The organism is Deinococcus gobiensis I-0, assembly GCF_000252445.1.
Taxonomy (GTDB): Bacteria; Deinococcota; Deinococci; order Deinococcales; family Deinococcaceae; genus Deinococcus; species Deinococcus gobiensis.
In genome coordinates this window covers 399,285-424,524 of record NC_017791.1, presented here as the reverse complement: position 1 = coordinate 424,524, position 25,240 = coordinate 399,285, and the positions used below count along the sequence as shown (strand labels likewise).

Here is a 25,240-nt window from a genome sequence, read left to right as displayed (position 1 = left end):
GTCAAACGGTCACCGCAGTAAAGAAACACGGACACCGTGCGGTGTCCGTGTTTCGACTCGGGCTTGATCATCTCCAGGATCTTCTGCTGCATCCGTCCGGCGCATCCTGGCGCACCTTGAGCACACTCATGCCCCGTTTTGAAGGGTAGTCAGGTCCCAGAGGCAACGCCCCGACAAGGCGGCGCCAGCGAGCCTCCTTGCGGCACCGATACCGCCGCGGGAAGAGGAGTCAAGGTGGGGCCAACGGAGATCGTGATCGCGACATTCGCGCGGCCGGGCCCGACTGGCCGTCAGGCCAGCGGGCCACCCCTCCTCAAAAAGGCAAGTCTAGGGGAGCGGGCGCCGGAACCATAGGGGATAGGAGGACCGTTTCTGCGACGGCATTCGGTAGCTCAGCACAGGTCCAAACTCTTGATGCCCAATCCAGTCAACTGCATGGCGTATTCTGTAGGTCGCGGCTCAGGAGGGGAAGAGCAGCGGAGCTGTAACCTCATGCACGACGTCATCCGAAATGCAGCCATGGGATAGGACCAGCACCGGGTCGCCCGGGAGGACGAGAAGGTGCCCGCCCCGGCGACCAGCGCGTTTGTGCTTCATGCCTGCAGAGTAGTCAATGGGGGCTGCCCGCCGATCAGTCCGCCTCTTCAGGCGAACACATCGGCAGCGTAGCGTCCCGAATCCCGCCCGAAGGCTTCGGCCCAGGCCTGAGCGTCCGCTTCGGTCACGCCCGTTTCCTCCTGATAGATCCGCACGAGCGTCTCGCGCACCGCCGGGGCCATGAAGCGGCCGTCACCGCACACATACAAGTGGGCACCCTGCCGGAACAGGCGAGCGACGTCCGCGCGGTCCTGCCATAGCCGGTGCTGCACGAACTCTACGCCGTCCTCGGGCTGCTGCGAGAAGGCCGGGCGCACGCTCACCACCCCGCGCTCCTGCCACGCCAGCAGTTCGTCGCGGTACAGGAAATCCAGATCGGGATGGTCGCAGCCGAAAAAGAGCAGCGCCTCACCGACGGTCTCGCCCCCAGCCTGCCGCAGGGCGCGCTCCTCCAGAAAGCCCCGGAAGGGCGCGACGCCGGTCCCGGCACAGACCAGGATAAGCGGGGTCGCCGAGTCTTCTGGTAGGTGAAAAGCGTCAGCCGAGGGCCGCACTGCCACAGTGAGCCGCGTGCCCGGCTGTGCGCCCTGCAAGTAGCCCGAGGCCACCCCCCGGAAGCGCCCGGTGCCCGAGTGGGCCGGGGCGTCCACGACCGCGACCGTCAGGCTGCACCCCCCCGGCCGCAGCAGCGGCGATGATGAGACCGAGTACTGCCGGGCCCGCAGTGGCGGCAGCATCTCCAGAAATTCGGCGAAGTCCAGTTCGCAACCCTGCACCCGTTCCAGTAAGTCCAGCACACTCAGGCGCTGGGCGAGCACCTCGGTGTCGTACCCGTCGGCCAGCGCGGCGAGTATTTGCCGTTCGGGCGGACAGCGCGTGGCATCGCGCAACCGCTCGACCTGCCGGCGCGTGGCCGGCTGTGTCAGTTCGGTGTAGTGGGTCAGCAGGTCCCCGGCGCTCAGGGTCAGGTCGCCCGGCAGGAAACCCAACGCCCGGCCGGCCTGGGCCACCTGATCGTCGGGGGCCACGTTAAAGCGCCGCAGAACCCGCTCGACGAGGTCGGCCGGGTTGTCGGGCAGGACGGCCAGGTAGTCCCCGGCCCGGTAAGTCATGCCCTCCGGCAGTTCGATATCGAGGTGGCGCTTGGAACGGCCCTGCGGGTGGTCGGGGCTCACCAGTTCGCGGTTGGCGGTCACGCGCCCGGTCTGCAAGTCGCCCTGGCGCAGCAGCCTGGGGCGTGCACCACGCTGGATCTGCGCCCCGGCATCGGTGGCCGGGCCGGGTGCAGGGGTCTGCAGCGGCCCGAACGCTGTCCCGAACTCGATCCAGAAGGTGGTGTACCAGTCGGCGAAGCCCCCGAAGAAGTCGCCGCGCGCGTCGGCCTCGCCTCGCCCGCAGAAGCGCCGGGCGCCCGCGTCTTCCAGCAGGGCGTCGAGTTGCTTGGGCACGGCCTGGTAGGTGGCGGCCCAGTCGCGGTTGCCGCAGCCGAACACAGCGTACTGCACACCGGCCAGCGCCCCCGCGTCCAGCGACTGCGCCCATGCCATGAAGCGCCGGGCGTTGGCGGGCGGTTGCCCCGAGTACGACGACGTGACGATCACGACCGCGCCTTGGGTGGGCAGGCTGCCGGTTCCGGCCTGTTCGTCGAGGCTGTGCACGGTGGCCTGACAGCCGTGCGCGGCGGCGTCCCCGGCGATCTGGCGCGCGAAGCCCTCGCTGGCGCCGCTCTCTGAACCATACAGCACAAGTAATTGGATACCCTCAGCCGTAAGGGGGCCGCCGCCTCCGGTGGGGGTGATCTGGGCGACGCTCTGGTCAGCCGGGTCAGGCTGGCCGGGCCGGGCGGTCCCCCCACGCAGCCGGGCGCGCAGACGTAGGTCGTGGGGCTTGAGGGTCAGGGTCTCCTTGACCTTGAGTGGTGCGTCCGGCCGCGCCGCCGTCAGGTCGAAGCGCTGCAACACCGAGGCCAGCACGAGCAGGGCTTCTTGCATCGCGAAGGGTTGCCCGATACAGGCACGCTGGCCGTTGCCGAAGGGTTTCCAGGCGTTGGTGGGCAGCGCCTCTAAGGCGCCGGGCGCGAACCGCTCCGGGTCGAAGCGGTCCACGTCCGGCCCCCACACCGCCAGGTCGCGGTGCAGCGCGGGTAGGAGCACGAGCAGCGTATCGTCGGTGTAGACCTCGTAACGGCCGCCGATGATCGTGCGGGCGCGGGGGCGCAGCCCGAAGGCGGGCGCGGTCGGCCACAGCCGCAGTGTCTCGCGCAGCACCTGGTCCAGATAGGTCAGTTTGGGCAGGTCCGTGACCCGCACGGCGCGGTCGCCCAGCACGCGGTCCACCTCCTCGCGGGCACGCCGCAGCACCTCGGGGTCGCGCAGCAGGAAATGCACCGCGAAGGACAGCAGGCCGCTGGTGGTCTCGTGCCCGGCGATCAGGAACGTGACCATCTGGTTACGGACATTCTCCAGGCTCAGGCCCTCGCCCGTTTCGGGGTCGCGGCCGCGCAGCATCAGGGCCAGCAGGTCGTCCTTCTCGTCTGCCTGCGGGTCGGCCTGCCGCTGCCGGATGAGGTCGTCGGCGATCTCGCGGATGGCGGCGAGATCGTGGCGGTACTGTCGGTTGCGGTTCAGGTGCAGCGGGTTGCTGCTCAGGCCGCCCTTGCCCGCCACGTCCAGCGCGCCCACCATCGCGTCCACGAAGGGGTGCATCCGCTCAAGGTAAAAGGAATTGAAGCGGTAGTCGAAGGCGCATAGGGCGATGGTATCCAGGGTCAGGCGGGTCATCTGATCGGCCACGTCAAACTCCGCGGCAGGCCCGAAGCGCTCCCAGCGCAGCAGCATCTGCTCGCAGACGTCCTGCATCTGCCCGAACATCCCGCGAATGGCGAGCGGCCCGAAAGCCGGCATCAGGATGTTGTGCGCCCGTCGCCAGTTGGGTTCCGCCGTCTCGGCCGTGAACAGCCCGTCACCCGCGAAGGCCCGGATCTCCTCCAGGTCGTCGTGGACTTGCTTGTCGAAGCGCTCCTGGTCGCTGAGTTCGTCGGCCAGCGCGTAGGATCCGACCACGATAAGCCGCCCGCCCTTCCGGCGACCCGGTAGCCGCAGCTCGGCAATCGGCCCGTGGTCGCGCAGCAGGCGCGTCAGGCTCTGGACGGGGGACTGTGCGTCAATGGCAAGCAGATGACCGAGGACGGGCAGGGCCTGGGGGGCCGGGATGGGTAGGGTCATGGAGTCTCCTGGGCAAGTGGGAAGGCAAAGAGGGAGGACAGACAAACGCTAACTACACACTGCGTAATTAGCGAGCAAAAAAAGGACTGTCTAGCAGCCAGACCTCCGATACCGAAGGAACTTCACGTTACTACCCAGTGTGAAGTAAAATCAAGACACCTATGGCCCGCCCCCCCGCCGACCAACCACTGCTGACCCCCGACCGCATCATCATGGTAGCCCTACGCCTGATCGACCGCGACGGCGCGGCAGCCCTGAGCACCCGCAAGCTGGCCGCCGAACTCGGAGTCAGCAATAAGGCGGTCTATCACTACTATGCCAACAAGGAAGATCTGCTGCGCGCGGTGTACCTGAGCATTCTGGACCAACTGGAGCTGCCCGCCGGGCGCGACTTGCCTTGGCCCGAGCAGCTGCGCCGCTTTGCACGGAGCTTTCGGGAATTGGCCCGGCGCCACCCCAGCTTTCTGGTGGACTTCCTACAACCCGGCTGTCCCGCCTTGCAAGAACTCGGCGCACTAGACGTGCTCTACCGCCTGATCCGCGAGGCCGGGTTGCCTGACCCGCTGATGCTGCATACCGGCCAGCTCCTGCTCAACTTCATGATCGGCTACCTGCGCGGCGAGCAGAGCGGCGAGTTTAACCCCGAGGTCTACGGGGCCAGTTTGGACCTCGCGGCCCGGCATCCCGGCCAGTTTCCAACCCTCGAAGCCCTGCCGCTGCCCGACTCGGACACCGATGCCCTGTTCAGTCTGGCGGTCAATCTGCTCATCGGTGGCCTGGAAGCGACGGTGGCCGCCGCCCGGGCGCAGGCCCCGGCGTAGGGCCAGGATCAGACCTCTCTCCATGACATGAGAGGCCGTAAAGATCTCTCACGTCAGCAGCACAATCCGTGGACAACCAGGGTCGTGCTCCGCCGCCAACCAACGAGCGATGACGTCCGGATTCCCACAGGTCGCCGTCGGGGCCAGCAGCGGGACAGTCGGGAATAAGACACACCAGAGGGTAGAGGTGGCGTCCAAGGTGGCCCCACGCGAGGCATCGGCGATTAAGCGGAACTCGTCGATGATCAGCAGACCGACCTGGGCCATCCAGGCGTGATGACGCTCCCACTGCCTCAGCAGCAGGAACAGTCGTTCCGTAGTGAGGATCAGGACATCACTCCGGCGGTAGTGGGCGGGCTGCGCGATGTCGCGGGTGTAGGCCTGCACGCACGCTTCAGGAAGGGCCGCCGCCCAGGTCTGCGCGACCTCGCTGGCGAGCGCCCGCGTGGGCACCAGGAGAAGCACCTTGAGGCCTTGCGTCAGCACCGTACGGGCACGCTGGAGGGCCGTCCACGTCTTCCCGGTGCCCGTGGGCCAGGTGAGAAGTTGGTTGGGTCCCCGGGCAGGGCTGGGGGGCAGGAGCTGGTCGAGATTCCGCTGGGCGAGCGAGAGGCGTTCCGCGGCGCTCGGTGAAGGCCAGTGCGTCCCGTCCCAGGCGTGACCGGCCACGGCCGTCCGCTGCGGGCTACTGCTGTCCACGCTGGTCGCTCCGGCTGCGAATGCCGTCTGGACCGAGAGCGGATGCCCCAGGCCGTAGACGTGCAGGGGGAGGTGCGGCGGCAGGGCGTCCCGGACCCGCTGGATCTCGTGGTGCGGAAAGGACCGGTCTTGGCTGTAGGGCGCGAGACCACCCAAGGCGATGCCATCCGGGTGGGCAGCCAGGAGGGCACGGAGGTCCTGCCCGGGCTGAACACTCGCGTACAGGCGAAAGGTCCGGGGCTGCTGGAGCGCCCACAGGGCATTGGCCAGGCCCAGGACGAGCCGCTGCTGGCGTTCCTCCGCGCGACAGGTGACCGGCACAGGGAAATCCAGGGTGCTGCCGGTATGCGCCCAGGCCTGCTGCTCGGCATGAACCTGCTGCGGCGTCAGGACGGTGCCCTCCGGAAGCACAAGCTGGCCGAGGCCCTGCTGCGCCTGGACACGGGCCTGGGGGTGAAGGGCCGCATAGCCGCCACTGTCGAGGAAGAGCGGGAGGCGTGGCCGATCACGGCCGCCCCAGTGGCGCCACTCCGGCAGGCTGACGAGGAGGCCTGGGGCGCGTTGCTCGATGAGGGGCAGCAGCTGGAGATCGAGGGGGAAGCGGGGACTGACAGTGGGGAGGAAACCACGAAGGGTCGTCATGCGGGCACCGTGGCCCCGTCCTGTGGAGGGGGCCAGGGCTCGATAGGCTCAGGCGCTTTTCAATTCAGGGAAGGCGTCCGCTTGTGCAGCGCGGATCTCGTCGGCGAGCTGGGTGGCGGTGGTGGTCCAGCGCGCCCACCGGTTCCGATACGCCGGCGCCCAGCGGTCTTGCCCTTCCCCCGGCGTGAGCGTCCAGCGAAGACCCACCCCGCTCGGACTACACCCGCCCGGCTGGAAGCCCCCTTCGGCCGACACGTCGATCATGACGCCACCGGTACCGGTCGGCGGCGTAAGGTGCAGGTACACGTCCCCAGACGAGGCGATCCCGCTCGGGTTGAACGTGACCTCCCCCGGCCACCCCAGCAGCTTGCGCACCTGGCGCAGGAAGCGCCGGGCATCCTGCTCGAAGGCCTTTTTCCCGATCTCGTTGTACCCCACGTAGCCCACGGCGTCCGGGTACTCCCCCAGCAGCGTGTCCCCACCCTGGGCGCGCTGGACGCGAGCCTGCCACTGCGCGCAGCGCGCCCGCCAGTCGCCCTCGGGCGTGAACAACAGGCCGGCCGGCGTCAGCAGGTCTGTCAGGGCCCGACTTGCGCGCGCGGCCGCCGGGTTCTCCGCTTCGCCCTCGAGCTTCACTGCGAGGTTCTCGCCATCCGGCATGGGGAGGCTCAGCGGTGTGCAGGTGAGGACCACGGCCGTCGTGAGGCCGGCACGGCGCAACGCCAAGTAGACCGTATGGCCGTCCTCTTCGACCTTCAGAACCTCGCTGCCCGTGACCCGGCGGATCTCTTGGGCGAGCGCGGTCGTCGTTTCCGCTTGAATGAGGAGCTTGGCCATACGCAAGAACAGGCCCCTCTTGGGGGCCAGTGCTTACGTGGGCCAGCGCAGGATGGTGACTTGGGCCGCGTCCCTGTCCAGGGCGAACGTCAGGGGGCTCATCCACTCGTCCTCAGTGATGGGCGGTTGGCCCTGGCCGTGTTCGAGGCCGGGATCGATCAGCGCCACTTCCGGGAAGCGCCCCAGGCGCTTTTTCGCTTCGGAGATCCACCCCTGGAGGCAGACCCCGCTGTACAGGAGACAGGTGGGGTCCAGGGGATCGGCCCAATCGTTCTTCACCTGCAGCAGCCCGAGGCCTGGAAAAGCATCCTGGAAGGCCAGCATCCCGAACCGCTGGTCTGCACTCCGGCCGTAGCTCTCCAGCACCACCAGACCGGCATAGGCCGGCAGCCTGGGGAAGAGCGTCGTGAGCGACCGAATGGCGGGGTGAGGGCTCATCGGCAGCTCGCCCCGCTGATTCACGTTCTTGACTGCGGGCAGCAGCAGGAGATCAAAGGCCTTCAGCTGCGTGCGCGGATCGGCATTCAGAAACTTCAGCATATGCCGAGGTGGCCCCAGGACCTCCTAGGGCCACCCCTCAGACGCGCAGCGTCACCATGACACTCCGGTACCCGGACTGGTCCACCGGCTGCAAGATGGCCGGACTTGTCGGCCCGGACAACAGCAACTCCACCTCCCCCTGGATGGGCGTCAGGGCGTCCAACACATGCCGCGCGTTGAACGCCAGACTCATAGTCGGGACCGCCCCGCTCTGCACCACCTCCAGCAGGTCCTGCGCACGGCCGTACTCGCCCTCCGCCGCCAGGCGCAGCTTCCCGCCGGAGACCAGGAACTCGATCCGGTTGTTCGCGTTCCGATCGGCCAGGACGGAGACGCGACCCACGGCCTCCTTGAGCATGGCGGCCGGCAGCGTGACCTTCAGCTTGATCTCCTTCGGGATGACCCGGTCATAGTCCGGGAACTCGCCGTCGAGCAGCTTGAGGTTCATGCGAATGCGCGAGGTGGTGACGCTCAGCTGCCCATCGCCGTAGGTGAAGCGCGCCTCGCCGTCGCGCAGCACCCGCACCAGCTCGTCGACACTGCGGGCAGGAATGATGAGCGTCCGGCCCTCTTCGGTCGTAGGAAAGTCGCACAGGGCGACCCGGTAGCCGTCCGAGGCGACGACCCGCGCGAAGGTGGCCTGGTGTTCGAGCTTGATGCCTCGGAAGACGGCTTGGAAGGCCTCGTTGCTCGCGGCGTACCGCACACTGCCCAGCGCCCCGGCGAGTGCGGCCGCGTCCACCACCGCATCGGCCACCTGTGGGAAGGTCAGCGGGGGATAGGCCCCCAGATCGCCGATCTGCAACTTGAAGTCGCTGCCCTCCGCCCGCACCGTCAGCTCCGTGCCCTCCAGCGAGAGTTCGATCAGCTCGCCATTCATGTTGCGCACGACCTGGGCGAACAGGTGGGCCGGCACCACCAGGCTCTGTGGATGATGCACCTCTGCGGGCGCGAAACACGCCAGGTCGACTTCCAGGTTCGTGCCGCTCAGGGTCAGCCCGGCCTCGCTGGCATCCAGGCGGAGCATGGTCAGCAGGGGGTTGGTGCTCCGGGTGGGCACCACGCGCTCAAGGAGACCCAGTGCCTCGCTGAGCGTGCGCTTCGTGACCTGCACGTGCAGGTGCTCGCCCGGCACGATGAGGGTCGGTGCGGGCGGCTTGGTGGCCGCCTTGCGGGAGGACTTGGCAGCGGCAGAGGGCTTGTTCGTGGCGGACTCCTGGGTGGGCATGTGCGCGAGATGGCCCCCGGGGACGGGGGCCAGGACTGGTGAGCGTGCATGCAGCATACCTTTCCCTGTAGACAGGAACTCAATGTAGAATGTGGAAAATAGAGGTGGATCAAATTGCTCCATCCTTTTCAAGAAGATCTGTAGGGTTTGAGCACATCAGGTATAGAGAACCCGATACCATACACTTATGAATGCTCGACGCTGGCTCACAGGAATGTTGTGTTGTGGCACGATCGTCGCGTGTGGTCCAGTTGACCTGCAGGGACTGGATTTCAGAGAGCCGAGCGACGCCAGAAAGTATGTCGCTGCTTGTGCCAGAGGCGCTCAGGCACTGCATTGCAAAGCGATACTTCCAGTCCTTCAAACGGTTGAAGGGCCAGTGACAGTGCTCATACCCAACAATGCGGACTCACAAATCGTGTTGGATCTCTGGGAAGATCTCCGCGTTCAAGGTCTGACGACGGAAACATTCCTTGGCTCGCCTGCTGCTGAGCGATTCGCTCGTGCCAATATTTTTGCCGCCTCTAAACTTTCGACTGGAATCATGCGAACTGTAGACGGGAAGACGCACACGATCAAATGTGTGGGCAGCACATCCGACGCCTCTGAGGAGTGTGTCATTGACGATCAACTCGCCGGGCGAAGCCGCATGGACGGTGTCGCGAATGCTGTGGGCAGCGTGTACACCATGGCGCCAGCTCTGGGAAAGAAACGGGCGTATCTCCCCTTCGAATGATGGAAGATGCATTCACAGGTTCCTCTCTCTTGCGTTGAGCACTGGAGCGGTGAGGTGACGGTAGGGGTGTCCTCCGTCACCTCAATTCAGCCCGAGGATCGCCCAGTCCCGCGCGGCCTCTCGGGCGGCTTCTTCGAGGGCCTCGCGCAACTCCTGGTATCGGTCGGGATGCAGGTCGCTGGCCACGCCCTCCAAGCTCTCGATGGCGAGGTACGTCCCGTCGTGGTCGGCCACGCGGACGGTGAGGCGTTCGAAGTGCCAGGTCACGCCATGGAGGGTCCGGCGCCGGGCCGCCTGGAGCACGCGCATCTGGGCTTCATGCCGGGCCTCGTCCGGCGTCATGTCCTGGAAGCACACGCTCGCCCGCGCTTCTTCCTCAGGGTCCCAGGCGGGCGTGAAGTACAACCCGGCCCGGACTTCGACGCTGTGCGCTGAGGGCGTGGCCGTGAGAGTGCCGAGCTGGCGATCGGCGATGTCCCCGGCGGTGGGCTCCGGGGTGGCCGTGAAGGTGCTGGTGAGGGTGGGCTGGAGGTGGAGTGCTCTGAGGGTGGGGTAAGTCAACATGCCCGTTTCTGGCCCCGGCGCACGCCTGGGGCCACGCCTCAGACCGCGACGAGGGCCCAGGACCCCGACACCACTTCCTCGACCTGCACCACAGGCGGCGTCCAGAACAGCGCAGGATTCACCGTCGCCACGTATTGATGCTCCACGCCCTGCACCGTCAGCCCTTCAGACAGGGAGATCCCCTGCGCCAGGCCCGGCAGAAAACTCGTGAGCGGCACGCAGTGGCCCTCCACTTCGAGCAGGTACGCCCCCAGGCCGGGCGTCAGGCTCTCCGCACACGGCTGCACATCATGGCGAACGACGAACGGCGTCCCCTTGCGGAACAGGTCGTCGTCCGAAGCGACAATCTGACCGGCAAAGACGAACTTGGGACTGGTCGTGTCCCTGATCCAGGACCCCACAAAGGACAGGACCGCTCGTGTCGCACGCATTGGCATGGTAAGGACACGATACGCAGGCGGCCGGGCGTGAAGCTGAAGATTTGCCCTGGCCGTCTTTAGGTCCACTGACACGCCCTTCTGAATGGGACCGCCCGACAACGAGGGCGGGGGAAGGTCTCCCCTCCCCCACTCGCCTCAAGCGGCGCTGAGCAGGTGCATGACCCGCTCGCGCAAGCGCGTGCTGCCCGAGCACATGAGCGTCCGGGCCTGCGCCAGACGCGCCTCGTCTCGCAACACCACCGTTACCTGCCGCACCTCCCCGTTCGGCCGCAGCACCAGGGCCAGCAGCATGTCCCCATCCGCGCCCGGCTCCAGATGGTCGCCCTGGATCGCGAACACCTGCTCGGCCTCCTGGGGCAACTGGGCGGCCACGCTCAGCCCGAAGCGCGCCGAAAGCTTCACCACCGGCGTGGCCGTCTCCGCCACCGCAACCGCGTCCATCGGCACCAGTGGCGTCACCACCAGTGCAGGCTGCACTTCGGCTGCCACCGGCAAGGCCCCCAGTGCGCCCGTCAGCAGTTCTTCCTGCGCCCCGTCCGACAGCCCGCTCAGCACGCCCTCGCGCAGACTCGGTGCCAGGCGCTCGAAGGCCTCCGTCCCGAACGCCGCCGCGTCCACCGTCGGCTGCACGTCCTTCGCGTCGAGCAACTTCGCCACCTCCCACGACCCCGTACTCGTCCCCACCGTCACCGTGATCTCCCCACGACCCTCCAGTGCCTCCACCACGACGCCCTGCTGTCCTTGCAGGCTCAGCGTCAGGCCCTTATGGAGCGGCAGCCCCCCCGCCCACACCACCGGCAGGGTCAACCGCGTGATCGCCGCCATCGGGTGCCCGGCCGCCCGCAACTTCTCTACCTGCGTATGCAGGCCCCGCACCACCCGCGTCAGGTGCGCGATGCCCACCCGGTCCTGCGTGCTCGGCCCCTTCTCCCGCGTGAGCGACTTCGCGTGCCGGCGACTCAGCTCCCGCAGGTTGTCCAGGTACTCCCGGATGATGCCCAGATCCGCGCGCATGTTCGCCTCCCGCGCCTGCTGTGCGCGCGCTTCCTTCTTGCGCGCGATCTCCGCACGGGTCGCCTCCGGGTTCCGGCTGAACATCACCGCGAGGTCCTCGCCCGAGAACCCCACGCCCTCGAACTCACAGGAATTCACACGAGCAGCGCAATTGAAACTCAATCTGCTCTCGCCCAGCCTTACGAGACCGAGTACACGGCAGCTGAAGCGGCGCGAACCGTACCTCTACACCACCCACTCGATGTCGACACTGCCGTCCGTCTGCACGGTGATGCGCTTGACCAGCTGATGCGCCAGCGTCTGCCGCAACTGATCATCCGCATGCTCCAGCCGATCCCGGTACTGCGCCGAAAGGTCATAGATCCGCTTCTCCGACTGCTCCTGCTGCCGACGTTGCGCCTGCGTATCTCGCAACACCAGCACCCTCGCTTCCAAGCCTGCCAGCTGCGCGTCGATGCCCGCCAGACGGCTCAGGTAGCCCTCCTTGCTCAGGCCCGCATTGGCGTCGAGATACAGATCCGTCAAGCGTTCCCGACTCGTGCGGGCGTCCGCCAGTGCCTTCTCTACCAGAGGCAGCTCCGCAGGGATCAGGGTCAACGGCTGCTGTCCCAACACCTCTCCCGGGTCCAGCAGGATCGCTGTGATCCGCTCCCACACCGGATCCTCCACCATGCGGGCAGGCACATGCGTGTTCTTACACGCCAGATGGCGTGGACCTGCCCCCGGCACGACCCGGCCGCAGCACCGGTACCCAGCCCAGCCGTTCGTCTTTGCCCCCAGGTACGAGCGGCCGCACGCGGCGCAACGGATCAGACCCTTGAGCATGTAGATGTTCTTGGCGTTCCTCAGCGCCGTGACGCGATTCGTCACCATCATCTCCTGCGCCGCCTCCCACACCTCCAAGTCGACGATCGGCGGCACCGCCACCTTGATGACGCGGTCGGGATCCTTCTTCCCGCTCGCTGTGCGCCGACCGTACTGGAACTCCCCGATATACGTCCGGCTCTTGAGCATCCGGTAGATGCTGCCCCCTCGCCAGCAGCCGAGTGTCTCCTTGCCCCGGAATAAACGCCCGTCGCCCCGGAAGCGGGTCGGGATGTTCAGGGCCGTCAGTTCCTCCGCAATGCGCACCGTGGCCCACCGGTGCTCGAGATACCACTGGAAGATCATCCGCACAACCTCGGCCTCCTGGGGCTGGATGACCAGGCGTCGGTCCTTGATTTCGTAGCCGTAGGAGACGCTACCCCCGTTGTAGATCCCGGCCGCGAGGGACTTCTCGCGGCCTTCCTGGGAGCGCTGCATGAAGGTGTCGCGTTCCAGCTCGGCGAAGATGGCGGTGACACCCAGACTGACCTTCCCCATGGGAGTAGTGCTGTCGATCTGCGGCTCGCTGGACGATCGCACGCCCACGCCGACGTCCATCAGTTCCTGGATGACGCTGTAAGCGAGATGGGTGCTGCGCGCCAAGCGGTCGAGGCGGTAGATCAGCACGGTATCGAAGAGACCGAGGCGGGCGTCATGCAGCAGCTGCTCCAGGCCAGGGCGCTTGCGGGTCGCTCCGCTATGTCCAGGGTCCACGTAGTCCCGCACGACCGCGTACCCCTGCTGCTCCGCGAAGGCCGCCAGCTTGTCCGCTTGATTGCCCAGGCTGTGGTTGCTGACCTGCTCCTCGGTCGAGACTCGGCGGTAGGTCGCAGCGCGCAAGGAAGCGTTTGGCATGATGACCTATTGTGGCCCGCAGACGTGCGGGCCAGGACTGATGTTGCGGGGGCAACCCGTAAAAAAGCCCCCCAAACTTGGAGGGCCTTCCCGAAGCGCTACGGCTTACTTCTTGGTGGTCCGCTTGGCCGCCGGCTTGGCCGCAGTCTTCCGCGCGTTGCCCAGGCTCTGGCCCTTCGCGAAGCTGGCCTGCATCTTGCGCCGCGTCTCCTCGACCATCGCCGCGAAGTCCACGTCGCCAGACTCCACCGACTCCAGGCTGGCCTTCGGTGCCGCCACGCGACGGGTGTTCTGGCTCAGCTCTTCATTGACGCCGTCGAACCACTTCTTGTAGGCCGGCGTCACATCCACGACCATATCTTTGACAGTCCGCGTGTACGTCTCATCGGCTCCCCGACGACGATATTCCTTGGGCAGCTCGAAACGCTCAGGGAGGTCGGCCGCTTCAATTTTCCCTTCGCGAACTGCGTCGCGGAACTGCTTGAAGAACGCATCGCTCCGCTGGGGGTTGGTCAGCTGTTCCACTTGTGCACTCAATTTTTCGTAAGCCATGAATTGACTGTAACATGAAGTTGACATCCTAGAGAAGCTGTACGATCTCTACATTATTGAGTGAGAGATTCAGGATCATTGTGAAACTCTCAGTTTTCTGACGTTATCTCCTCCGCAGTCTTCGTGGATTCTGTACAGTGAGGCATGTCAGGTTGGACGATTTCAGTGATACGACTTGCGCCGGAAGAAGTCGACCAGATTCAGGGCCGTGAAGCTATGCAGGCGGCCATGCTGGCGTACTGGGAGACGGGGGTCATGGGGGTACGCTGGCTACAGCCACTTCTTGCCGAGGGCAAGGTTCAGCAGATCCGCTCTGGCGGCTATCCCGACCGGTACGTCGCGCAGGCGGGGGATGTCCTGCCGTTCCTCAGCAACCCTGCCGGCCTGCCGGAGGTCCGTGGGCAAGTCGCGCTCTATGACGAGCACATCGCGGCCTGTCCGGCGACAGTGACCATTACGATCAATGTCTGGGACCAGAGCTGAGCGGCAGGCCGGTCGAGTAGAGGTCAGTGTCCAGTGACCCTTCTCCAAGCAACCGGCTGGTCGACGCTGCGGTGGGTGGGCATCGTTTGCATGGGACTCTTGACGCTCTGGGGGGCTTACCGGCACCACCAAGGGCAACAGCTCACGCCCACTCAGGTGGAGTTGCGTTGCCGTTCAGTGCCCTCCTTAAATGGTGCGCTCCGGCCTTTCAGAAAACCTGTACGTCAGACGTGGGGCTGGACCTGGGACGGGACTGTGCCGCGTCCGGGTTATGCGGTGGACCTGGTCTTCAGCTGTCAGCTCCCAGACCTCGCGCCCATGATGATGTAGGTGTGGTAGTCAGCCGACGGCGTGAAGAGCGACACTGTGGCATGACGCCCGCGCCCCGCAGCATTCCCCTCCCCCCTATGCCGATTTGGCTCCGCGTGTTGGGCATCCTGGTGTGCCTCGCGCCTCTGCTCGCGGGGCTGACCAGTCTGGCGCTGGGAAGCGAAGACGCGAGGGAGTTCCTGGGCGGCCTCGTCTTCATCCTCATCCTGCTGTTCTTCGTCCTCCTCTTTCTTCTGGCGTTGACATTGGCACCTCCCATCTGTTGGGGTCTGGGCTGGCGACCAGGGGCAGCCGCCGGCTCGGGGGATCTCCTCCTGATCGGATTCGCCTTTCTGCTGGGCAACAGCGACTCAGACCGGGCGCTGGGCCGCTTGCTGATGCTCCATCTCCCGCTGCTGGGCCTGCTGACCTGGGAGTGGAAAGGCGCCATTCGTCGGCGCCAGGCCGCTATCGCCGCTCCAAACTGATCCTCCAGGTGCAGGACAACAGAGAATTACTGCTCTGCGCGCCGGATCAAGTAATGCAATTCCAGAAACGTCCACCGCCACAGCCGCAGTACGTGCCGGGTACGCAGATCAGCTGGGCCATCCGCCCACACCTCGATGTCCTCGTGCAACGGGATCATGCGCCCGATGGCCTGTGGGTGCGGTGGACCGGCCAGAGTGAAGTACGCCCCGGCCCCACCGAACTGTCGACCGTGAGAACGCAGGAACAACTGCCCCGCCGGCCCCACCTCCGCCTTCATCAGCACCGTCAGATTGCCGCCCGGCAGCGGAAAGACGATCCGCACCCCCGCGCCCTCCGGTAACTGGACGGCACTGTAATACCCCACGAATAGCACCCGCCCCGTACGGCGCAGTACGCGGCGCCAGACGGCGTAGCGCAACTGTCCCAGGCGGTCCTTCAGATACGCCACCTCGCTTCGCATGCCCCAGGCCGTATCCAGACCATCCAGCGGCACGTTCATCTGCTCCAAGCGGCGGCTGAACAGCAGGCCCAGCAACCAGCCGAACGGACGGAAGGGACCACGCCACGCACTCCAGACCTGAAGATCGTAGAGAGAGGTCTGATCGTAGAAGTGCGCCACCCTGGGATGGACTCCGGGGAACAGCGCTGCCGTGTCCTGAAGGAGTCCACCAGCCTGGGGGGTGTCGAGCGTCAAGTGGAGCGTCTGGGCCAGCTGCTCAGGCTGATCGAAGCCGATGCGCCGGCGAGTTCCCACCGGACCCAGGAGCTCAGGGTAGGGAGCGAGGGAACGCCCGGTCCGCTTGACCCACTGCTGAGTCAGCCAATCACTGAGATACCCACGCTGCTCGCCCAACCACCACATGGCCGCACTATGTCAGATCGGGAAAAGAGACCTCCCCTCTCAGCCCGTGCAGTACTTCGTCCAGAGCAGACGTACGGGCCAGGACTGATTTTGTGAGCTGTGAAGTTGAGACTTAGTATCAGATAGTTAGGCCACTGTACCAATAGGTAGTAGGGATATTACCTCAAGGATGACGAATTATATATTATCTTTTCTAAAACTACTCCAACCATTGTGAGATCTGACTGGTTTTACAATTTTATCCGTACTATTTAATATTTTAGTTATTTCTTCTGAAGGGACCGCAAGTCCAAAAACATTGCCTTGATTATACTCGTCAAGTTCATCATTTGTGACAATACCGACAGCTTGTCCCAATGAGTTTAAAATAGGGCCTCCACTATTTCCGCCCTTGACTTTAGCATTTATAATATGCATTCTCCTTCCAGCCGAATAAATATAATCTTCCGCAACTATTTCTCCAGATGTTGTTACAACAACTTCACTAATTCCGCTAGTTATTTTTGGAAATCCCATAGCTATAATATCATCAAGTACCATACCTGTTCCAAGTCTTATAGCTGGCAATGATAATACTTTAGGACTTTCTACCGATATCAAAGCTATATCAAGTTTTAAATCATCACTGAATGTAATATTGGTTACATTAAGCATTTCACCATCTAGAAGCAATCTAAATTTTTGAGTATCCTTTAAAACATGTTTGGCTGTGACAAACATGTTGTCGCCAATATAAAAAGCAGTGCCAATGCCCTTATGTTCACCATTGTCTTCCAATTCAGTATAAGTCTCAATAGGTGTAACTGACCTGATACAGTAATCTCTAACAGATTTAAATCCATTTATCAGTAGAGTATAACCACCATACTCAGCAATACTTTCTTCATACGACTCAGTTAAATATTCCCCTACTGAAAATAGATTAAGATTACTTTGTCCCATCTGAACTAATAAACCCTCACTAACCAACTTTTTACAGAAATACTCATATTTCAAAGTGTCTGCGATAGGAGATACTGCTTTATCTCTTATAAAATCTAGTACGTTTTTGAAAATTAAGCTTTTTCTTTGTCCTTCCACATCTAACCTCTTAATTCTAGATTGGTCTCGCTCAGATACTTTGCTCGGATCTACAATAGAGTTTTCAATTCGGAAGTATTCCAAAAGCGTGTCGGCAATTCGATCGTCGGAAGTATAGATACTACTAGACTTTTTCATTGGCTAATTATAAACGAGTTGGCGCCGTTGAGGAACTAGGAAGACGCTGTCACTGCTGGTTGAGCATCTCGGGACACGGTCAGACCGCGCAGGCTGTCTTCGTCGTCTCTAAAAGCCACCACATCACCGTCTTCCCGGCGCATCATCAGATCAAATGGGTGGAACTGCTCGTCAGGACTGGGGCGGCTTCAGTTCCACTGCGGAGGTTGAGGTTCTCCGTGGTGGTGACCTGCAGGGCGAAGGCGGGGGCAAGGGTTAGGGCCAGGAACGCGAGCAGCTTTTTCATTCCCCAGACGTACCATGCACCCCGGCCGCTGTCGCGCGATGTTGCGTCATGGGTGCCGGTCTCACCCGAGGGGCAGGCATAGGAAAAGCTCGTCCGTGAACTTCAGGCGCCCTGGTGTCGAGAGACACTTCACGGCACCACTGCCACTATTGATCACCGTGTTGGCCTACACGGCCATGCTTTATCAACATACAGATGAGCGATGTTATCTACGTTCTACACTGTCTTGGTGCCCACATCTCTGTGCTTTGGCACGTCATCAAGGAGGCTTGACCCTTTGCCTGTTCTCCAGCCGGAAGCCTATACCACGCTGGGTGTTACCCATGATCATCCACTCCTTGGTGTGAGCTTCGACCCAGACGCACGACGGTTCGAACTCCATCTCGAAGGGGCCTATCTCATTCACTGTCCAGAAGGGCCAGAACGGGAATACAGAGATGTTCGAATTACCGTAGAAGCGTGGCAGGCGGCATCGCTCGAAGCACAGATTCCCCCGCCTACCGAAGAAGGAGGCACTTCCGATGTCCTCTGGATGGTTCCCTTCGACCCAAGGAAGGAGCCTATACGTGAAATCATGGAGTTCGACCTTGCCCAAAATGTGCTCCTTGGGGGCCTATTGGAAACAGAGTCCTTCAGGTGGTTCCAGATCAGTTTTTGTGGTGCGCAGGTTACCGTGACCTATAGCCAGATTGCCCTCCTCAACGAAGGGTAAGGCCAGGGTGACCCGGCAAGAGGTTTCCGCAGATCGAATGCAAATCAACGTCATCAATAGCAGCACTTTGTTACTTCCAGCATGGTCTACCGTATGAGACATGCGGGCTGACATTGCCACCGCCATGAATGCTCTCCAGCTCCCTCCAGAGGATCTGGTCCCGGTACGCTCAATCCGTTACAGCGCCGTCCTCAGCCGAATCCTTGAGACCTTCACCATCTATGGGGCACAGGGTCGAGATCACCCGTGGCTGTGGGAAGGCTTCAAAGGAGAACATTACGCTATTTACCTTGATAAACCCGAAGGCTACCGCTGGCTGCCACGACTCTTGCCACCCGATGAGCGCGTGTGGTTGCTGACCGAAGATTGGGAGCGACGGAAACATGATGGAAACTATTGGGTGTTCGAAGGACGTATCGGCACCATTGAAGCCGTCTTGGGAGAGCTGTTTGCATTCGAGTATTACATCGTGGACAAGAAATACGAATGGTTGCTCTGCAAGAATCATCACAACGTGTTGATTGGGGTTGGCTCTCGCATCATTAAGCGGTTGCAGGCTGCAGAGAGCACTCCAATAGCCAGTAGAGACTCGGGCGCTTAGAGGAAGTGACAACGTCCTGCTAGGTCTCCTCTTCAGTTCGTGCAGTACTTCGTCCAGGGTGCCGCACCCGGCTCCCCCGTCCGGAGCATGGACACTGCGGTATAGGGGCCGTTATCCGTCCGGCCCCGCTTGAACACCACCCCCATCGGTCCGAAGTTCGCTTGCGCCTCCCGCACCCCCTGACGGTCGAGCAGCTTCAGCCAGGCGGAGATGCCGTCCAGGCGCTCGGCACTGATGTTGAAGCAACTCGTGGCGATCCGATTGGTGTTCGTGGCCAGCAGGTCGAGCTCACTGGGCTTCAGGCGGTCCTTGAGAGCAAAGAGACTCAACGAGGAGATCCGGCCGCCCGAGGTCTGGTCGGCGACCGCGACGGCCAGCTCCAGGTACGTGGCATCACTCGTGCGCTTGCTGACGATGAACAGGTTCTCGCTGAGGCGGGCCTGCCCACCACTGCCGGTGATGAGCGCCTTAATCGGGATACCAGCCGCCTGGGCAGGAGCAGCGAGGAGGGAGAGAAGGATCAGGGATAGCAAGTGTTTCATCGTGCTCCTACCTGTTGCGCGGTCGGTGAGATTGCGGGGGCCAGTTGCGGTTTCCGGGGGTTCGGGCGGCTTGAAGTGGAGGGATACGGGAGATCTTGTCGCAGGCTACCGCGCTGGCAACTCCTGCGAGACCGCACCTTGACCTTCGGGCTACACGAAGGTTGAGGCTGAGGGCGTGGACCTCTCCATCAGCGAGTTCGCCCAGCGAAGCGGCGTCAGCCCCCATGCCCTGCGGCACTGGCACCAGCAGGGGATTCTGCTGCCAGCCACTGTGGATGCCAAGACTGGCTACCGGGCCTACACCCCAGACCAGCTCGGGCAGGCTCGCCCAGTCCACAGCCTCTTGTCACCGTGACGTCATCTCCCTTCCGCCAGGTTCAGACCATGAATCGGTTCCCCTGGCTCATCCTCCCGACGCTCCTGATCACGGCCTGTGGTCCAGCCCCCCTTCCCGCCGTTCCCGTCATAGACGGGCAGTTGCGCGGCGATGGTCCCTGGCCGGACGCCATCAGCTTCACGCCCGTGGTCTTCCTGCCGCAGACACCCGTCGCTGTCCTGGCGGACGGCACATTCAAGCTTCCTCTTCCCGCCTCCCTGGCCCCCGACGGAACGAACTATGGCTCACCCCTCTGCGAGGGCGAGGTGCACCAGAGTGATCTCCGGGCGGCCTTCGCGACCTTGCCGCACGACTGGCTGCGCACCTGGACCCAGGGACGCCCAACGGGAAGCGCAACGACGCGCCAAGTCTCTGGAGGCACGGTGTGGAATGACCAGTATGTGTACTCCACCTTCGCCACAAGCGTTCATGGCACCCAGAACTGTGAAGGCGTACAGGAAAAATTTGACCTCGACTACGACCGGGGATGGAATCTGGTGGAGTGGACCCAGGTCAATGGACGGCAGCTCTCATACAGGAGCATCCCCAATCGGCGCTTGGCCTGGCAGATCAAGAACTGATGGCCGTCATCGACGGCGCAAGGGTCGGGGGCTTGGCCTGCTCTGCCCATCCTCTCCGGGGTCTACGATCTCCTCATGCTGAGTCTCCATCCCATGACCCCAGAAAGCTTCCAACGATTTCTTCAGCGTTCGGTGGCCACTTACGCCGCGGAGAACGTCCGAAGTGGCCGCTGGACTGCTGAGGAGGCGCAGGAGCGCTCAGCGGCAGACTTTCAGACGCTCCTTCCAGAGGGCTCAGCGACGCCGCACAATTTCTGCTTCGATCTCCATGACGCGGACCGGCATCAGGACGTCGGCGTGCTGTGGTACAAGCTGATGCAACGAGGCGGGCAGAAGATCGCCTTCGTCTACGAGATCGAGGTTGGGGCGGAGCATCGGCGGCGGGGGTACGCCCGGGAGGCGTTCTGGCTGCTCGAGCAGCATGCGGCAGAGCGGGGCGCGACGGCCGTACAACTGCATGTGTTCGGGCACAACCACCCGGCTCGGGCGCTCTACGAAGGTCTGGGCTTCGAACCTGTGAGTATCACGATGCAACGGGAGCTGAAGCCCATCCATTGACGTCCCAGGAACAAAACTGCACTCGACGCTCCAGAGCCGCAAACGAGCCGTTCTGGAGCGTCGAGTTCCCCAAACAGGCGGAGGGCAAAGCCACTCCGCCCTTCGTCTATCGCCATGGCGTCCTCTAGGATTCGGTGCGCTCCACAGGAGTATGCCGGCCCTGGATGACGATCTCCTCCAGCCAGCCGCGCTGCGTGGTGCGCACCTCCCGCACGGCGAACGCCCCCGCCTCCAGCTGGGCAAGGAGCGCCCGCAGTTGCGTGATCGTGGCCGCCTGGACCTCCTCTGGCGTCTGCACGTCCACCGCTGGGCTACGCCGCACGTGCTCTACCTTCAGGCGTTTCAATACACCTCGAACATCGTCCAGGTACATCTGCAGGATATGCGCCGTGTGGGTCTTTACCGTCTGGAGCTCCGGTTCCCAACGGTCCAGTACGGTCGCCGCGTCCGCCGCACTGTACACATCTGGATGTGTCGGCAGGTGGCAAGCACGCATGCGGGCGAGCAACTGCTCCTGGGCCTCAAGCAGCAGCATGGTCGCTTCATCCGTATCGTTCTTGACCCCCAGGTCCTCAGCAAGGTCCTTGAGGGTAGCCGCCGCGAGCACAGCTTCGTCCGAGAGCCGGTCCAGGCCATCGTGCAGCAGGCTCACCATGTGGTGCGCGTAACGGATGAGCCATCCTACCCACAGCATCGGGTAAGGCGACTCTTCAAAGTCCTTGCCGCCCGTGTAATGCGACTCGTACCTGCCGTAGGTGAGGCGGACGTAGGGGGGCCAGTCGCGGTCCCCAGAGGGTTCGGGCGGCTCAAAGTGCAGGGACACAGGAGACGTCATGTCCCAGGCTAGCGCGCCGGCAAATGCTGCGCAGCCGCACTCGGCACCAAAGGTGAGAACTGGAGGCCGTGGTGGTGGGAAAGTGTTGTAGCGCAGTCAGAACGCGGTGAGCGCGTAGACGGACATGTGGATCAGGCCCATGGAGGAGCTTTTACAATTGCGCAATCAGGATCTTGCTGTAGCCCTAATCTGCCTTCGTCACTAATCACAGATACTAATAAACTTGGTTTCTAATCTTATTTATCATGATACTTCTATAGTGCTTCAGGAATTTTAAATGACTCGTATGGCTCTGGAGTAAATAAATCTTTTAAAATTGCTAGCATATCATCTCTTTGGGCAAGACAGGCCTGTCTGTCCTCCTCTAATATATCTTCTCTTTTACTTTGACGGTGAAATCCTAAAACTAGCTTTCTTAGCTTATATGTTTCTCTGTACCATTTAGATATATTTTTAATTCTTGCCGCTTGCTTCAAACCTAAGCTATGAATTAGCCAGTTTCCTAATGGAGTGGTGTGTTTTATAACTAAATTGCTGCCGTCAAATTTAATTTGATAATGATCATCAAAGTCATATTCGCAGGGATCAATCCAGCCTCTGCCGTCTTCAACGGGATTATCCGAAGGCCACTCAGCTCTTTTTGTATTATTGCAATGCGGGCACGAGTAAACCAAATTCGAATATTCATTCTCTAAATGTTCAAATCTTGGTATACTCTTCGGCCTAATATGATCTATCTGAAACTCCCTATAGCTGTTAAAGGCTCCCTCATGTCTATGGCAGTAGACACAGCGGTATCTAAAATCTACTCTTATGTATTTCTTGAAACTTCCATAGTTCTGATACTTTTTATCACATTTTCTCACATGTAGCATTATTTATTTCCGTTTTGTATTCTATTCAAAAGTTCTATGGCGGCATCCATTTTGGCGTCAATTGATTTGTCTATTTCGCTCTCTTGGTTAATAGCTCCCTCTATAACACTGTAAGGCGTGAAGGTCATTTTTATCTCTATGAGTCTCTTATTCTCCTCTTCTGTTAACTCTCTAGAATAACTGTATTCTATGAGTTTATTCATTTCGTCTGAAATATTTTTATTGTGAGCAATATATCTTCCAGCGGATCTCATTAATCTTCCTAAAAAGGCTTCTGGGTGTTCGATTATTTGGTTTTTTTCAATAGCATCATCTATTGAGAAACCCAGTGAGATTAATGATTCGTCACCTATATATTTAGTTAATATAAATATTGGCAAGGCCTTATCTATATTCCTTACCTTTTGAGCGATCTCGATTCCTCCCGAAGTTATATGAGAATACTCACCAAGTCTTTGATCTATTATTATACCATTATATTGTAAAGATTCTACTTCTTTAAGTATACTAGAGAGGTCTTCATTCGTGTTAGGAACATACAATCTAAAGGATATATCATATTTATCAGCATAATTGTTAAGGATATATATAATGTCCCCTGCTTCATCGTAACTATCGTCAATAACTGCGAATCTTATTTTATTCATTCAATCTCCCTTATAGTTGTAATAAATGTTGCTCCTGAATACTCATTCTCTGCAACGGCCTCTATTGACCATTTGTTATCATCGCATATAGACTTAACTATTGATAGTCCCATACCCGTTCCGTCTTCTTCTGAATATGAAGTTAAAGGTAAAAAAATAGTTTTCATTTCCTCACTATTTAATAAGTTACCATAGCGTCTTATTCCTAATCCTGAATCCTCTACTCGTATAATAACATCTGTAGAATAGTCCACTATAATATTGATAAATTTAGGCTGATTAGAAGATTTTTTCAGAGATTTTATAGCATTTGATAGGAGATTGACTATTAAAGACTCTAAGTCTATAGGCCTAAATTTTATCTTCCTTGCCTCGCCAATTTCCTGATAATTTATAGTAATGTTCTGTCCAGCTGAAGAATTTATAAAGTTTTGCATTATATCGTTAATAGTATTACTAATAAAATCATTAGCCATCTTTCTACGACTTACTTGCGTACGTCTTAGGATTAATTCTGTCCAAGCCGACATTCTACCTACACTATGATATATTGAATCGGTTTGCTTATTAAGCATATCAACTTCAAAATTTGTTTTACTAATTTCCATAATTATTATTTTTCTAGCTATATTTAGATTTAATATATCAGCTTTCAATTCATGGGATAGCGTTACAGCAGAAATGCCAATGGTAGAAAGTGTCCTGAGCATGTCATTTTCATTAATCAACCTTTCGGATGCTTCAATAACTTTATCTAACTGAGAATTTAGCTCTGAAGCATCTTCTATATTATTATTGTCGGCATTGCTGTTTCCCGTAGGAAAGCTTTGAGTATCCTTGAGAGGATCCGATGATTCTGAGGTTGATGGGTCGACATCCGATTTAGGTTTGTCTGTTCCATTGTCATTTGCCTTCGTGGTCTTAGAATTACTGGTAGTATGGTTTTTTGTTTTTCTAGAGCGTTTTTTAGCTTTTTCTATAACATCACGAGGATTATCCTCTTCTTCGCTATCAATTTTAGAGGCTTCTATAATCTGCCTTTGCATCTCAACAAATCCAATGCATTCCATCAGATATTTACGGAGATCCTTAAAAGCGTTGTTATCTATCAGACCTTCTCTATTTGTTCGATCTTCGAGTAGAGGATTATACAATCTCGATATATCAACTTTACCAATAATCTGATGGTTTGATAGTCTATAATCACCTAAGCCGGCTTGTATTACGCCCTGATTCTGTCTAATTTTTCTAGGAGCTAGACCTAACCAGTCATTATTTTTCAGTCCGTAAGGTTTGACCAAAAAACCATCTCTGTAAATTCTAATACCTCTGAAAGACTTTAAGTATTTTCTAAAAGCGGTATCTCTTACATTGACAGTCGAGAGCTTGCGCCCCTCTGGTCCTATAAATATTCTTAAGCTAACCTTAGCAGTCCCGCAAGAAGGACCTATATCAAACAGTAATGGGGGATCGAAAAGGTTACGCCATTGCAATACACTAGTAACACTTAAACCACTTTTATGGTGTAGTTCATGAGTAATTTCACCAGATTGACTGACCGTAGACTCCAAAAGAATCTCTGCGTTATCGTGCGTTGCTGGTTCTATCTTACCATTTATCTCTGGAAAATCTCCAGATGTAATCTCCATATCGAATTGCATATGCTCCGGCTGGAGCGGAGGTATCAGAAAAGAAAGATCCTCGTATAATTCCTGCATATCTTCTTGGTTCCATGTATCTCTAAGATTATCTATGATAATTTTTGTGCCAGTTATCTTTAAATGATTGTCAATATACTCGTAGCTATGCTTGATTCCTTCAAAGCCTTCTGTAGAATCGTTATATTTTCTCCAATCAATGGATAGTTGAATACCAGATGAATCAGGATCATAAAACGTCTCTATAGTAGAAACTTCTCCCAGACGATCAAGAGCAAATCGTCCTATACCTTTAGCACCAGTTCGAACCCTACCATTAGGACTCATAGGCTCTCTCTCTTTATTGTCAGTACCAATAGTTAGCCACTTATTTACAATAGTCTCCAAATCCATTCCTGATCCTGAATCAGAAATAATTATTTGCCCTCTTCCATTTAGAGTTCCTTCTGTGAAATCTATAGTCACATTAGGCGAGTCTGCATCATATGCATTTTTAACTAGTTCATTAATAGCCACGAATTGACTAGAGACATTCTGTCTACCAATCATACGCATAGTTCTAGACGAAACCTTAAAGCTAATTTCTGGCATCTAA

General features: G+C 59.3%; 27 protein-coding genes. 9 read left to right on the top strand and 18 right to left on the bottom strand.

Annotation, left to right across the window (positions count from 1 at the left end):
- Positions 1 to 644: 644 nt before the first annotated feature.
- Positions 645 to 3,821: a bifunctional cytochrome P450/NADPH--P450 reductase gene (locus DGO_RS19080; RefSeq protein ID WP_014686882.1), complete on the bottom strand. Its 3,177-nt coding sequence runs from the start codon at positions 3,819 to 3,821 to the stop codon at positions 645 to 647.
- Between the two features lie 161 nt (positions 3,822 to 3,982).
- Here DGO_RS19080 and DGO_RS21415 point away from each other — a divergent pair, with 161 nt between their 5' ends.
- On the top strand, positions 3,983 to 4,642 hold the full coding sequence (locus DGO_RS21415) for a TetR/AcrR family transcriptional regulator (protein WP_014686881.1): 660 nt from the start codon (positions 3,983 to 3,985) through the stop codon (positions 4,640 to 4,642).
- 48 nt (positions 4,643 to 4,690) lie between these two features.
- On the opposite strand, the gene DGO_RS19070 is transcribed toward DGO_RS21415, so the two are convergent.
- The 4 genes from DGO_RS19070 to dnaN are packed head-to-tail and all read right to left on the bottom strand — an operon-like array spanning position 4,691 to position 8,480.
- On the bottom strand, positions 4,691 to 5,983 hold the full coding sequence (locus tag DGO_RS19070; RefSeq protein WP_014686880.1) for a DEAD/DEAH box helicase: 1,293 nt from the start codon (positions 5,981 to 5,983) through the stop codon (positions 4,691 to 4,693).
- A 48-nt stretch (positions 5,984 to 6,031) separates the two neighbouring features.
- Positions 6,032 to 6,820 carry a hypothetical protein gene (locus DGO_RS19065; protein ID WP_014686879.1) on the bottom strand — a complete coding sequence of 263 codons (789 nt, stop codon included), beginning with the start codon at positions 6,818 to 6,820 and terminating at the stop codon, positions 6,032 to 6,034.
- 33 nt (positions 6,821 to 6,853) lie between these two features.
- Entirely contained in the window at positions 6,854 to 7,360 is a 507-nt protein-coding gene (locus DGO_RS19060; protein ID WP_014686878.1) for a hypothetical protein, read from the bottom strand.
- Between the two features lie 37 nt (positions 7,361 to 7,397).
- The gene (gene dnaN / locus DGO_RS19055) at positions 7,398 to 8,480 is read right to left on the bottom strand and encodes a DNA polymerase III subunit beta (RefSeq protein WP_043804923.1); all 1,083 of its coding nucleotides are present in this window, start codon (positions 8,478 to 8,480) and stop codon (positions 7,398 to 7,400) included.
- Between the two features lie 295 nt (positions 8,481 to 8,775).
- On the opposite strand from dnaN, the gene DGO_RS23550 reads away from it, so the two are divergent.
- On the top strand, positions 8,776 to 9,324 hold the full coding sequence (locus DGO_RS23550) for a hypothetical protein (protein WP_145975528.1): 549 nt from the start codon (positions 8,776 to 8,778) through the stop codon (positions 9,322 to 9,324).
- Between the two features lie 81 nt (positions 9,325 to 9,405).
- On the opposite strand, the gene DGO_RS19050 is transcribed toward DGO_RS23550, so the two are convergent.
- The 5 genes from DGO_RS19050 to DGO_RS19030 form a co-directional block, all read right to left on the bottom strand.
- Entirely contained in the window at positions 9,406 to 9,888 is a 483-nt protein-coding gene (locus DGO_RS19050; RefSeq protein WP_014686875.1) for a hypothetical protein, read from the bottom strand.
- Positions 9,889 to 9,926: 38 nt separating this feature from the next.
- Positions 9,927 to 10,325: a hypothetical protein gene (locus tag DGO_RS19045; protein WP_145975527.1), complete on the bottom strand. Its 399-nt coding sequence runs from the start codon at positions 10,323 to 10,325 to the stop codon at positions 9,927 to 9,929.
- Between the two features lie 138 nt (positions 10,326 to 10,463).
- Positions 10,464 to 11,480 (bottom strand): hypothetical protein, encoded by a 1,017-nt coding sequence (locus tag DGO_RS19040; protein WP_014686873.1) that lies wholly within the window; start codon positions 11,478 to 11,480, stop codon positions 10,464 to 10,466.
- A gap of 87 nt (positions 11,481 to 11,567) precedes the next feature.
- A complete protein-coding gene (locus DGO_RS19035; protein WP_014686872.1) occupies positions 11,568 to 13,061 on the bottom strand; it encodes a recombinase family protein in 1,494 nt (497 codons plus the stop codon).
- A gap of 105 nt (positions 13,062 to 13,166) precedes the next feature.
- Positions 13,167 to 13,613, bottom strand: a complete 447-nt coding sequence (locus DGO_RS19030; protein WP_043804769.1) for a hypothetical protein — start codon at positions 13,611 to 13,613, stop codon at positions 13,167 to 13,169.
- A gap of 144 nt (positions 13,614 to 13,757) precedes the next feature.
- Here DGO_RS19030 and DGO_RS19025 point away from each other — a divergent pair, with 144 nt between their 5' ends.
- Positions 13,758 to 14,096 carry a hypothetical protein gene (locus tag DGO_RS19025; protein ID WP_014686870.1) on the top strand — a complete coding sequence of 113 codons (339 nt, stop codon included), beginning with the start codon at positions 13,758 to 13,760 and terminating at the stop codon, positions 14,094 to 14,096.
- Between the two features lie 407 nt (positions 14,097 to 14,503).
- Positions 14,504 to 14,893 (top strand): hypothetical protein, encoded by a 390-nt coding sequence (locus DGO_RS19020; protein WP_043804767.1) that lies wholly within the window; start codon positions 14,504 to 14,506, stop codon positions 14,891 to 14,893.
- 26 nt (positions 14,894 to 14,919) lie between these two features.
- On the opposite strand, the gene DGO_RS21410 is transcribed toward DGO_RS19020, so the two are convergent.
- The 3 genes from DGO_RS21410 to DGO_RS23965 all read right to left on the bottom strand — a co-directional run bounded on the left by DGO_RS21410 (position 14,920) and on the right by DGO_RS23965 (position 17,260).
- Positions 14,920 to 15,588 (bottom strand): hypothetical protein, encoded by a 669-nt coding sequence (locus DGO_RS21410; protein WP_145975526.1) that lies wholly within the window; start codon positions 15,586 to 15,588, stop codon positions 14,920 to 14,922.
- Positions 15,589 to 15,933: 345 nt separating this feature from the next.
- A complete protein-coding gene (locus DGO_RS22330; protein ID WP_014686866.1) occupies positions 15,934 to 16,974 on the bottom strand; it encodes a S1 family peptidase in 1,041 nt (346 codons plus the stop codon).
- 145 nt (positions 16,975 to 17,119) lie between these two features.
- A complete protein-coding gene (locus DGO_RS23965; protein WP_014686865.1) occupies positions 17,120 to 17,260 on the bottom strand; it encodes a hypothetical protein in 141 nt (46 codons plus the stop codon).
- 229 nt (positions 17,261 to 17,489) lie between these two features.
- Between DGO_RS23965 and DGO_RS22325 the strand changes: the two genes are divergently transcribed.
- Complete coding sequence (locus DGO_RS22325; protein ID WP_145975525.1) at positions 17,490 to 17,972, top strand: hypothetical protein; 483 nt, start codon at positions 17,490 to 17,492, stop codon at positions 17,970 to 17,972.
- Positions 17,973 to 18,072: 100 nt separating this feature from the next.
- Positions 18,073 to 18,573 carry a DUF6756 family protein gene (locus DGO_RS22320; RefSeq protein ID WP_014686863.1) on the top strand — a complete coding sequence of 167 codons (501 nt, stop codon included), beginning with the start codon at positions 18,073 to 18,075 and terminating at the stop codon, positions 18,571 to 18,573.
- Between the two features lie 32 nt (positions 18,574 to 18,605).
- Here DGO_RS22320 and DGO_RS19005 read toward each other — a convergent pair whose 3' ends face one another.
- On the bottom strand, positions 18,606 to 19,115 hold the full coding sequence (locus DGO_RS19005; protein ID WP_014686862.1) for a hypothetical protein: 510 nt from the start codon (positions 19,113 to 19,115) through the stop codon (positions 18,606 to 18,608).
- Between the two features lie 175 nt (positions 19,116 to 19,290).
- Between DGO_RS19005 and DGO_RS24955 the strand changes: the two genes are divergently transcribed.
- The 3 genes from DGO_RS24955 to DGO_RS18990 all read left to right on the top strand — a co-directional run bounded on the left by DGO_RS24955 (position 19,291) and on the right by DGO_RS18990 (position 20,630).
- On the top strand, positions 19,291 to 19,470 hold the full coding sequence (locus tag DGO_RS24955; RefSeq protein ID WP_043804761.1) for a MerR family DNA-binding transcriptional regulator: 180 nt from the start codon (positions 19,291 to 19,293) through the stop codon (positions 19,468 to 19,470).
- A gap of 29 nt (positions 19,471 to 19,499) precedes the next feature.
- The gene (locus tag DGO_RS18995; protein WP_226991554.1) at positions 19,500 to 20,072 is read left to right on the top strand and encodes a hypothetical protein; all 573 of its coding nucleotides are present in this window, start codon (positions 19,500 to 19,502) and stop codon (positions 20,070 to 20,072) included.
- Between the two features lie 75 nt (positions 20,073 to 20,147).
- Positions 20,148 to 20,630: a GNAT family N-acetyltransferase gene (locus DGO_RS18990; RefSeq protein ID WP_014686860.1), complete on the top strand. Its 483-nt coding sequence runs from the start codon at positions 20,148 to 20,150 to the stop codon at positions 20,628 to 20,630.
- 124 nt (positions 20,631 to 20,754) lie between these two features.
- On the opposite strand, the gene DGO_RS18985 is transcribed toward DGO_RS18990, so the two are convergent.
- From DGO_RS18985 to DGO_RS22305, 4 genes are all read right to left on the bottom strand, one after another.
- On the bottom strand, positions 20,755 to 21,465 hold the full coding sequence (locus DGO_RS18985) for a hypothetical protein (protein WP_014686859.1): 711 nt from the start codon (positions 21,463 to 21,465) through the stop codon (positions 20,755 to 20,757).
- A 254-nt stretch (positions 21,466 to 21,719) separates the two neighbouring features.
- Positions 21,720 to 22,340 carry an HNH endonuclease gene (locus DGO_RS22315; RefSeq protein ID WP_014686858.1) on the bottom strand — a complete coding sequence of 207 codons (621 nt, stop codon included), beginning with the start codon at positions 22,338 to 22,340 and terminating at the stop codon, positions 21,720 to 21,722.
- On the bottom strand, positions 22,340 to 22,987 hold the full coding sequence (locus DGO_RS22310) for a response regulator (RefSeq protein WP_014686857.1): 648 nt from the start codon (positions 22,985 to 22,987) through the stop codon (positions 22,340 to 22,342). The genes DGO_RS22315 and DGO_RS22310 overlap by 1 nt, the downstream gene beginning before the upstream one ends.
- The gene (locus DGO_RS22305; RefSeq protein WP_014686856.1) at positions 22,984 to 25,236 is read right to left on the bottom strand and encodes an ATP-binding protein; all 2,253 of its coding nucleotides are present in this window, start codon (positions 25,234 to 25,236) and stop codon (positions 22,984 to 22,986) included. The genes DGO_RS22310 and DGO_RS22305 overlap by 4 nt, the downstream gene beginning before the upstream one ends.
- Positions 25,237 to 25,240 lie beyond the last annotated feature (4 nt).